Origin of the sequence: Actinocrinis sp. (assembly GCF_035946395.1) — a bacterium.
In the GTDB taxonomy this organism is placed as follows: Bacteria; Actinomycetota; Actinomycetes; order Streptomycetales; family Catenulisporaceae; genus Actinocrinis.
Genome location: NZ_DASYZI010000108.1, coordinates 1 through 8,727, shown reverse-complemented (window position 1 = coordinate 8,727; position 8,727 = coordinate 1). Strand labels below are relative to the sequence as shown.

General features: G+C 72.3%; 10 protein-coding genes. 9 read left to right on the top strand and 1 reads right to left on the bottom strand.

Annotated elements, in window-relative coordinates:
• The 9 genes from VGS97_RS07165 to trxA form a co-directional block, all read left to right on the top strand.
• Positions 1 to 805 (top strand): PucR family transcriptional regulator (locus VGS97_RS07165; protein WP_326852453.1); only part of this gene is annotated, 805 nt, incomplete at its 5' end.
• Positions 802 to 1,437: a nucleotidyltransferase family protein gene (locus VGS97_RS07160; RefSeq protein ID WP_326852452.1), complete on the top strand. Its 636-nt coding sequence runs from the start codon at positions 802 to 804 to the stop codon at positions 1,435 to 1,437. The genes VGS97_RS07165 and VGS97_RS07160, both read left to right, overlap by 4 nt.
• A gap of 102 nt (positions 1,438 to 1,539) precedes the next feature.
• The gene (locus VGS97_RS07155) at positions 1,540 to 1,842 is read left to right on the top strand and encodes an urease subunit gamma (RefSeq protein ID WP_326852451.1); all 303 of its coding nucleotides are present in this window, start codon (positions 1,540 to 1,542) and stop codon (positions 1,840 to 1,842) included.
• 41 nt (positions 1,843 to 1,883) lie between these two features.
• Entirely contained in the window at positions 1,884 to 2,207 is a 324-nt protein-coding gene (locus VGS97_RS07150) for an urease subunit beta (protein WP_349262022.1), read from the top strand.
• Positions 2,200 to 3,924, top strand: a complete 1,725-nt coding sequence (locus VGS97_RS07145) for an urease subunit alpha (RefSeq protein ID WP_326852449.1) — start codon at positions 2,200 to 2,202, stop codon at positions 3,922 to 3,924. Before VGS97_RS07150 ends, VGS97_RS07145 begins: the two co-directional genes overlap by 8 nt.
• Before the next feature lie 125 nt (positions 3,925 to 4,049).
• Positions 4,050 to 4,754 carry an urease accessory protein UreF gene (locus VGS97_RS07140; RefSeq protein WP_326852448.1) on the top strand — a complete coding sequence of 235 codons (705 nt, stop codon included), beginning with the start codon at positions 4,050 to 4,052 and terminating at the stop codon, positions 4,752 to 4,754.
• Positions 4,744 to 5,466, top strand: coding sequence for an urease accessory protein UreG (gene ureG, locus VGS97_RS07135; RefSeq protein ID WP_326852447.1), 723 nt, complete (start codon positions 4,744 to 4,746; stop codon positions 5,464 to 5,466). Before VGS97_RS07140 ends, ureG begins: the two co-directional genes overlap by 11 nt.
• Positions 5,463 to 6,374 carry an urease accessory protein UreD gene (locus tag VGS97_RS07130; protein WP_326852446.1) on the top strand — a complete coding sequence of 304 codons (912 nt, stop codon included), beginning with the start codon at positions 5,463 to 5,465 and terminating at the stop codon, positions 6,372 to 6,374. The genes ureG and VGS97_RS07130 overlap by 4 nt, the downstream gene beginning before the upstream one ends.
• Before the next feature lie 129 nt (positions 6,375 to 6,503).
• A complete protein-coding gene (trxA, locus tag VGS97_RS07125; protein ID WP_326852445.1) occupies positions 6,504 to 6,872 on the top strand; it encodes a thioredoxin in 369 nt (122 codons plus the stop codon).
• Between the two features lie 201 nt (positions 6,873 to 7,073).
• Here trxA and pruA read toward each other — a convergent pair whose 3' ends face one another.
• Positions 7,074 to 8,699, bottom strand: a complete 1,626-nt coding sequence (pruA, locus tag VGS97_RS07120; protein WP_349262020.1) for an L-glutamate gamma-semialdehyde dehydrogenase — start codon at positions 8,697 to 8,699, stop codon at positions 7,074 to 7,076.
• Positions 8,700 to 8,727: the final 28 nt, after the last annotated feature.

Below are 8,727 nucleotides of genomic sequence, written 5' to 3'. Positions count from 1 at the left end.
GGAGGCGGGGCCGACGGCGGAGATCGGTGCGCGGCTGACGGTGGCGGGGCTCGCCCCGGAGGCGGGGCTGCGTGCGATCGCGGTGGCGACGGCGGGCAACGTGCGGGTCGGGCGGCTGGCGCGCGTACTGCTGGAACCGGCGTCGGCCGAGTCCCCGTTGCCGATCGCGGTATTCGAGTCCGGATCCACCGGCGCTGCCGCAGGAACGAAGGACACGGATCCGTGGCACGACACCGCGCACGCGGTGGTGCTCACCGCGGACGCGTTCAACGCGAAGGCGGGCTCTGCGACGCCGCCGTCCGAAACCGGCACGCCGGTCGGTGTAGCGGCCATGTTGCGCGGCCGGCTCGCGGCGCTGACCCCGGGCCTGGGCCGAGACCGGGTCGCGGTCGGGCTCAGTGACCGGTTCGGCCAGGCGGCCGACCTGGCCGGGGCGATCGAGGAGGCGCGGCTGGCGATGCGCCTCGCGATGCGCCGCTCCGGCCAGCTGGAGCTCGCCGAGCACGACGAGCTCGCCTCGCACCTGGTGCTGCTGGCCCACGTTCCCGACGAGTTGCGCCGCGGATACCGCGAGCGGCTGCTCGGCCCGCTGCGCACGTACGACGCCAGGCACCACTCCCAGCTGGAGGAGACACTCGACCGGTTCTTGGCCTGCTCGGCGTCGTGGAGCCGCTGCGCGCAGGAGATGCACATCCACGTCAATACCCTGCGCTACCGGATCGAGAAGATCAACCAGCTGACGGGGCGCGACCTGGCCCGCCTCGACCATCAGGTCGACTTCTACCTGGCCCTGCGTGCGCGATGACGGACACGGGCGCTGATAAGAGCGCGGCCAGGAGTGCTGCCGCTCAGGGCGTGGCCGCGGTGATCCTCGCGGCGGGCGCCGGAACTCGGATGGGCGGCCCGAAGGCACTGCTGGAGTTCGAGGGACGGCTACTGGTCGAGCGCGCCGTCGAGACGGCGCTGCGCGGCGGCTGTGCGGACGTGATCGTCGTGATCGGCGCGAGCGCGGACGAGGTGCGGCAGCGCGCCGATCTTCGCAGGGCACGAATCGTCGTGAACGGAGACTGGGCCACGGGCATGGGTTCGTCGCTTCGTGCCGGGCTCGGCGAACTGACGCCGGACCGCCAGGTCGACGCCGCGCTCGTCCTCCTCGTCGATCAACCGTTCGTCGGGCCGCAGGCGGTACACGCGGTGCTGGCCTCCTGGCGGGGCGGAGCGCGGCTCGCCGCCGCCTCGTACGGCGGCCGGCGCGGGCATCCGGTGTTGTTCGGCCACGAACACTGGGCCGGCGCGGCGCGGCGCGCGAAGGGAGACTCCGGAGCGCGATCGCTGCTCGCCGAGCACGCCGCGGACCTCGTCCTCGTGCCCTGCGACGCCTTCGCCGACCCGCACGACCTCGACACGCCCGCGGACGTGACCTCCGCGCGCGCCTGAACACAGGCCCGAAGCGCCGATATCAGCGAATTGCCCGATTCGGAAATGCATCCGCCACATCACCGTCACACTACGGAAACAGGCGGTCACAATCCTCCAGTCATGCTGCTGACTCCGCACGAGCAGGAGCGCCTGCTCATCCACGTCGCCGCGAATCTGGCGCGGGAACGGCGCGCTCGCGGCCTGCGCCTGAACTACCCCGAGGCCACGGCGGTGATCACCGCGTATCTGCTGGAGCGCGCACGCGACGGATACACGGTCGCGCAGCTGATGGACGCAGGACGCATGGTGCTCACTCGCGAGGACGTCATGGAGGGCGTGCCCGAGATGCTCAGGGAAGTCCAGGTCGAGGCGACGTTCCCGGACGGCACGAAGCTGGTCACCGTGCACGAGCCGATCGGCTGAGCGCGGTGACCGACGCTCACGTGAACCACGACGATTCCCCAATCGTCCCCGGCGAGTTCCGCCTTGCCGGTACCCCGATCCACCTCAACGCCGACACGCCGCGCACGACGCTGACCGTGAGCAACCGAGGCGACCGTCCTGTGCAGGTCGGGTCGCACTACCACTTCGCCGAGGCCAACTCGGCCCTCGACTTCGACCGGGACGTCGCCTGGGGCAAGCGGCTGGACGTCCCGGCGGGCACCGCCGTCCGGTTCGAGCCGGGGCTGCCGCGCGAGGTCGCGCTGGTGCCGATCCGCGGACGGCGGATCGTGACGGGATTGCGCGGGCTCAGCGGCGCCCGCGCGGAAGGCAGGCTCGATGGCTGAGATCTCCCGGGAGCGGTACGCGGCGCTCTACGGCCCGACGGCGGGCGACCGGGTCCGGCTGGCCGACACGAACCTGTTCATCGAGATCGAAGAAGACCGCTGCGCCGGCGGCGACGAGGCCGTGTTCGGCGGCGGGAAGGTGATCCGCGAGTCGATGGGCATGGCGCACGCCACGCGGGTCGGGCGCGAGGGCGTGCCTGGTACCCCTGACACCGTCATCACCGGTGCGATCGTGCTCGACCACTGGGGCGTGGTGAAGGCGGACGTCGGCATCCGCGACGGCCGGATCGTCGCGCTCGGCAAGGCCGGGAATCCCGACACGATGGACGGCGTGCACCCGCTGCTGGTGATCGGGCCGTCCACCGAGGTGATCTCCGGCAACGGCAGGATCCTGACGGCCGGGGCGATCGACGGGCACGTACACCTCATCTGTCCGCAGTCGGTCCAGGAGGCGCTCGGCTCCGGTGTCACGACCCTGATCGGCGGCGGCACCGGCCCGGCCGAGGGCACGAAGGCGACCACGGTGACGCCCGGGGCCTGGCACCTGGCCCGGATGTTCGAGGCCCTGGACCCGTGGCCGGTGAACTTCGCGTTGCTGGGCAAGGGGAACTCGACCAACGAGGAAGCGCTCTGGGAGCAGCTGCGCGCAGGGGCCGCCGGATTCAAGATCCACGAGGACTGGGGCGCGACCCCCGCGGCGATCGACACCTGCCTGCGTGTCGCGGACGCGTCGGGCGCGCAGGTCGCGATCCACACGGACACGCTGAACGAAGCAGGGTTCGTCGAGGACACGATCGCGGCGGTCGCCGGGCGCACCATCCACGCGTACCACACCGAGGGCGCGGGCGGCGGCCACGCCCCCGACATCATCACGGTGGCGGGACTGGCGAACTTCCTGCCGTCGTCCACCAACCCGACCAGGCCGCACACGGTCAACACGATCGACGAGCATCTCGACATGCTGATGGTCTGCCACCATCTGAATCCCACGGTGCCCGAGGACCTGGCGTTCGCCGAGTCGCGGATCCGGCCGACCACCATCGCGGCCGAGGACATCCTGCACGATCTCGGCGCGATCTCCATGATCGGCTCGGACGCGCAGGCGATGGGCCGCATCGGCGAGGTGGTCCTGCGCACCTGGCAGACCGCGCACGTGATGAAGACGCGGCGCGGCGCGCTGCCCGGCGACGGCGCGGCCGACAACCACCGGGCGCGCCGGTACGTGGCGAAGTACACGATCGCCCCGGCGGTCGCGCACGGCATGGACGGCGAGATCGGCTCGGTCGAGCCGGGCAAGCTCGCCGATCTGGTGCTGTGGGAGCCGGCCTTCTTCGGGGTGCGCCCGGCCCTGGTGCTGAAGGGCGGCGCGATCGCGTGGGCCGCGATGGGCGACGCGAACGCCTCGATCCCGACTCCGCAGCCGGTGCTGCCCCGCCCGATGTTCGGCGCGTACGGGGCGGCGGCACCGGCCACCTCGCTCGCCTTCGTCGCCGGCGCGGCGCTGGAGGGCGGGCTGGCCGAGCGGCTCGACGTACGCCGCCGCCTGGTGGCGCAGCGCGACGTCAGGAGCCTGACGAAGCGGGACCTGCCGGAGAACACGGCGCTGCCCCGGATCGAGGTGGAGCCGGACTCCTTCACGGTGCGCATCGACGGCGAGGTGGTCGAGCCCGCGCCGGCCGAGGTGCTGCCGATGGCGCAGCGTTACTTTCTGTTCTGAACACGCCGCCGGACCGGATGCGACATCGAATGCGACTGGGAGTGCGACCGCACGCGTCTGTCATGCGCGAGTCATATGAACGCTTCGATGCCGGTCGCAGGCCGATTGCCGCTACTGTCTCTGCGATGAGCGTGATTCCGCTGCTACTGCTCGCCGACAGCCGTCTGCCTGCCGGGACGCATGCGCATTCCGGGGGGCTGGAAGCGGCCGTCGCCGCCGGCCGGGTGCACGACGCCGAGACGCTGCGCGCCTTTCTGCTCGGGCGGCTGACCGGAGTCGGGCTCACGTCGGCCGCGTTCGCCGCGGCGGCGGCGCTGGAGCTCAGCGGCGGCGTGGTCGTCGGCGAGGGCGGGTTCGAGGCCAAGGCGGTGGCGGCGCTGGACGCGGAGTACGACGCACGCACGCCGTCGCCGGCGCAGCGGGAGGTCTCGCGCAGGCTCGGGCGGCAGCTGATCCGCGCGGTGCGGGCCGGCTGGCCGAGCGTGGTGCTCGAAGCGGTGGCCGGGCTGCATCCGCAGGGCCCGCACCAGCCGGTCGCGTTCGGCGCCGCGGCGGCGGTGGCCGGGCTGGATCCGGGTAGTACGGCTTGCGCGGCGGCGCTCGGCGCGGTCAGCGGTCCGGCCGGTGCCGCGACGCGGCTGCTCGGCCTCGATCCCGACGAGGTCACCGCGGTCCTCGCGTCGCTGGCCGGGACGGTCGAGCAGGTGGCGACGGCCGCGGCGAAGGCGGCCCGCGGCCCGGCCGAGGAACTGCCCGCGACCGGGGCGCCGCTGCTCGACATCTCCGCCGAACACCATCTGACCTGGGAGGTGCGTCTCTTTGCATCGTGATCATCCGCTGGAGCCCGGCGCGGCCGGAGCCGGCGTCCGAGTCGGCCACGGCCCGGACGCCGGCAGGCGGGGCGGGGCGTTTCGCATCGGGATCGGCGGTCCGGTCGGCTCGGGCAAGACGGCGCTGGTCGCGGGACTGTGCCGGGCGCTGCGCGACGAGCTGTCGCTGGCCGTGGTGACCAACGACATTTACACCCGCGAGGACGCGGAGATACTGCTGCGGCAGGGCGTGCTGGAGCCGCGGCGGATCACCGCGGTGGAGACCGGCTGCTGCCCGCACACGGCGATCCGCGACGACATCTCGGCGAACCTGGAGGCCGCCGCGGCGCTGGAGGCCGCGTTCCCGGGTCTCGACCTGCTGCTGATCGAGAGCGGCGGCGACAACCTGACCGCGACGTTCAGCAAGGGCCTGATCGACCGGCAGATCTTCGTGATCGACGTGGCGGCCGGGGACAAGGTGCCGCGCAAGGGCGGGCCCGGCATCACCGGCTCGGACCTGCTGGTGATCAACAAGACCGACCTCGCGCCGCTGGTGCACGCCGACCTGGAGGTGATGCGCCGGGACGCGGCGGCCAAGCGGGGCGAGCGCCCGACGCTGTTCACCTCGCTGGCCGAGCATCCGGGTGCGCCCGCGATCGCCGACTGGATCAGGAAGCTGCTGGCCGAGCGGCGGCTGACGGCCGGGACGGGAGCGGGAGCGGCGCAGCGGTGAGGGCCTCCGCCCGGATCGTCGCCCGCAGCCAGCCCGACGGCACGACGCGGCTGACCACGCTGGCCGGCGAGGCGCCGCTGCTGCTGCGGCGCACCGGCCAGCGCCGCCCGCCCGAGTCCGGGACCGCGGCCGACGCGGCCGGACCCGTCCCGGCGCAGGTGCACCTGGTCGGCGGCGCGGCCGGACCACTCGGCGGCGACGAGCTGCGCTGCTCGGTCGACCTCGGCCCGGGGGCGCGGCTTGAGGTGCGCAGCGTCGCGGCGTCGGTGGCGCTGCCGGGGCCGAACGGGCGCGAGTCGAGCCTGGAGATCCACGTCCGGGTCGGCGAGGGCGCGGCGTTGTCCTGGTCGCCGCAGCCGCTGATCGCCGCGCGCGGCGCGCGCCACCGCACCTTCACGCGGGTCGAGCTGGCGTCCGACGCCCGCCTCGTCTGGCGCGACGAGTTGGTGCTCGGCCGGGACGACGAGGAGCCGGGTTCGGCGGCCACCAGGCTGCGGGTGATCCGGGACGGACGTGTGCTGCTCGACCACGAGATCGCCGTGGGGCCACGGCATCCCGGCTCGCTCGGTCCCTCGGGCAGCGGGGGCCACCGCGCGCTGGGCACGATGCTGATAGTCGAGCCCGCCTGGGCGGATGCGCTGCGAGCCGCCGCCGATCCCGCATCGACCAAGCCCGCGAAGGCATCGGCGTCACGGACCACGACGCCGCCCCAGCCTCCGGGCCGGCCGCCTGCTACCTCACCGCCCGCGATCTCACTGCCTCTGATCCCGCTGCCTCAGATCCCGTCGCAGGACGACCCGGGGATCGCCGTCGCCGTGCTGCGGCTGTCCGGCCCGGCGGTACTGGTCAGCGCGGCGGCCGCGGATGGGTTGGCGCTGACCCGGGTACTCGACTCGGCGCTCGGCTGAGGTCTGCCGGCCGAGGCCCTGGCGGCCGGACGCGTCCACGTATCGGGATGTCATTGCACTGAGGCGGGAATGCCGCGACGCGTGGGTATGTTGGGTGGTCAGAGGCTATAGCCGAACAGGGAGAATTTGATGGCGACCGTCGTGTTGACCACGGACAACTTCGAACAGACCGTGTCCTCCCCGGGGATCACCCTGGTGGACTTCTGGGCCGAGTGGTGCGGGCCGTGTCGGACCTTCGGGCCGATCTACGAGCGCGCGTCCGAGAAGCACACCGACATCGTGTTCGGCAAGGTGGACACCGACGCGCAGCAGAGCCTGGCCGGAGCGTTCAACATCCGCTCGATCCCCACGCTGATGATCGCGCGTGACGGCATCGTGGTCTACGCCGAGCCCGGGGCGATCCCCGGCCCGGCGCTTGAGGAGCTGATCTCCAAGGCCCGCGAGCTGGACATGGACGAGGTCCGCAAGCAGATCGCAGCCGCCGGCTCGAAGCACTGACCGAGGACCGTGCCGGTCCGGCCCGATCCGGCCCGCACGTCCGGCCGCGAGGTCGCCCCAGGTTCCGAATAGTCCGAGCACAGACGAGTGGCGCACGCTGATCACGGCGCGCGCCACTCTTCTGTGCGAATATGCCAATGCGCGACTATGCCAACCACGCGATTGACCGAACCCATAGCCCATCTAGGCCATTTTGTCCGATTATCGCATGTGCGGGTAGCCGTACTCGGTCGGCGGCACGAAGGTCTCCTTGATCGCCCGCGTGCTGGTCCAGCGCAGCAGGTTCTGCGCGGAGCCGGCCTTGTCGTTGGTGCCCGAGGCACGGCCGCCGCCGAAGGGCTGCTGGCCGACGACCGCGCCGGTCGGCTTGTCGTTGACGTAGAAGTTGCCCGCGGCGAAGCGCAGCCGGTCGGTGGCGCGCGCCACCACGGAGCGGTCGGTGGCCAGGATCGCGCCGGTCAGCGCGTAGGGCGACGAAGCGTCGATCCGGTCCATCACGGACTCGAAGTCCGGTTCGTCGTACACGAAGACGGACAGGATCGGGCCGAAGTACTCGGTGCTGAAGATCTCGTCGGCCGGATCGCTGCCGACCAGCACGGTCGGCCGAACGAAGTACCCGGTCGTATCGTCATACGTTCCACCGGCCGCGACGTCGATGCCCGCGTTGGCGTGTGCCCGGTCGATCGCGGCCTTGTGCTTGTCGAAGGCGCGCCGGTCGATGACCGCGCCCATGAAGTTGGACAGGTCGGTGACCGGTCCCATCGTGAGCGCGCCGACCTCGGCGAGCAGGTCGTCGCGCAGCCGGTTCCACAGACCGCGCGGCAGGTAGGCACGCGAGGCGGCCGAGCACTTCTGGCCCTGGTACTCGAAGGCGCCGCGGGTGAGCGCGGTCTTGACCGCGCGCGGGTCGGCGGAGGCGTGCACCAGCACGAAGTCCTTGCCGCCGGTCTCGCCGACCAGGCGCGGGTAGCCGCGGTAGCCGGCGATGTTCTCGCCGACGGTGCGCCACAGGTGCTGGAACGTCCTGGTGGAGCCGGTGAAGTGGATCCCGGCCAGGTCCGGGTGGCGCAGCACGACCTCGGAGACCGGGACGCCGCTGCCGGTGACCATGTTGATCACGCCGGGCGGCAGGCCGGCGGCTTCGAGCAGCCGCATCAGGAAGTGCGCGGAGTACTGCTGGGTCGGCGAGGGCTTCCAGAGCACCGTGTTGCCCATCAGCGCGGGGGCGGTGGGCAGGTTCCCGGCGATCGCGGTGAAGTTGAACGGCGTGATCGCGTAGACGAAGCCCTCCAGCGGCCGGTGGTCGGCGCGGTTCCACTGCCCGGGTCCGGAGACCGGCTGCTCGGCCAGGATCTGCCGGGCGAAGTGCGTGTTGAAGCGCCAGAAGTCGATCAGTTCGCAGGCGGCGTCGATCTCGGCCTGCTGCGCGGTCTTGGACTGGCCGAGCATGGTGGCGGCGTTGAGGGTGTCGCGCCACGGACCGGCGAGCAGATCGGCCGCCTTGAGGAAGACCGCGGCGCGGTCGTCGAAGGACAGCGCGCGCCAGTCCCGCGCCGCGGCGGCCGCGGCGTCGACGGCGGCACGGGCGTCGTCCTCGGTGGCCTCGGCCAAAGTGCCGAGCACGGCGCGGTGGTCATGCGGCTGAACGACGTCCAGCTTGCCGCCACCACCCATGCGCTGCGCGCCGCCGATGGTCATGGTCAGGTCCACGGGTTGTGCCGCGAGGTCGCCGAGGGCACGCTCCAGGCGGCCGCGCTCGGCACTGCCCGGACCGTATCCGAGCGCCGGCTCGTTGACGGGGACGGGGACCTGCGTTACGGCGTCCATGGCACTCCTTCGCTGTTCGGGGCTCAGC

Excerpts from the sequence above, each read along its gene's own strand:
- VGS97_RS07160 (WP_326852452.1), top strand. The coding sequence starts at position 802 with ATGACGGACACGGGCGCTGATAAGAGCGCGGCCAGGAGTGCTGCCGCT.
- VGS97_RS07155 (WP_326852451.1), top strand. The coding sequence starts at position 1,540 with ATGCTGCTGACTCCGCACGAGCAGGAGCGCCTGCTCATCCACGTCGCC.
- VGS97_RS07145 (WP_326852449.1), top strand. The coding sequence starts at position 2,200 with ATGGCTGAGATCTCCCGGGAGCGGTACGCGGCGCTCTACGGCCCGACG.
- VGS97_RS07140 (WP_326852448.1), top strand. The coding sequence starts at position 4,050 with ATGAGCGTGATTCCGCTGCTACTGCTCGCCGACAGCCGTCTGCCTGCC.
- trxA (WP_326852445.1), top strand. The coding sequence starts at position 6,504 with ATGGCGACCGTCGTGTTGACCACGGACAACTTCGAACAGACCGTGTCC.
- pruA (WP_349262020.1), bottom strand. The coding sequence starts at position 8,699 with ATGGACGCCGTAACGCAGGTCCCCGTCCCCGTCAACGAGCCGGCGCTC.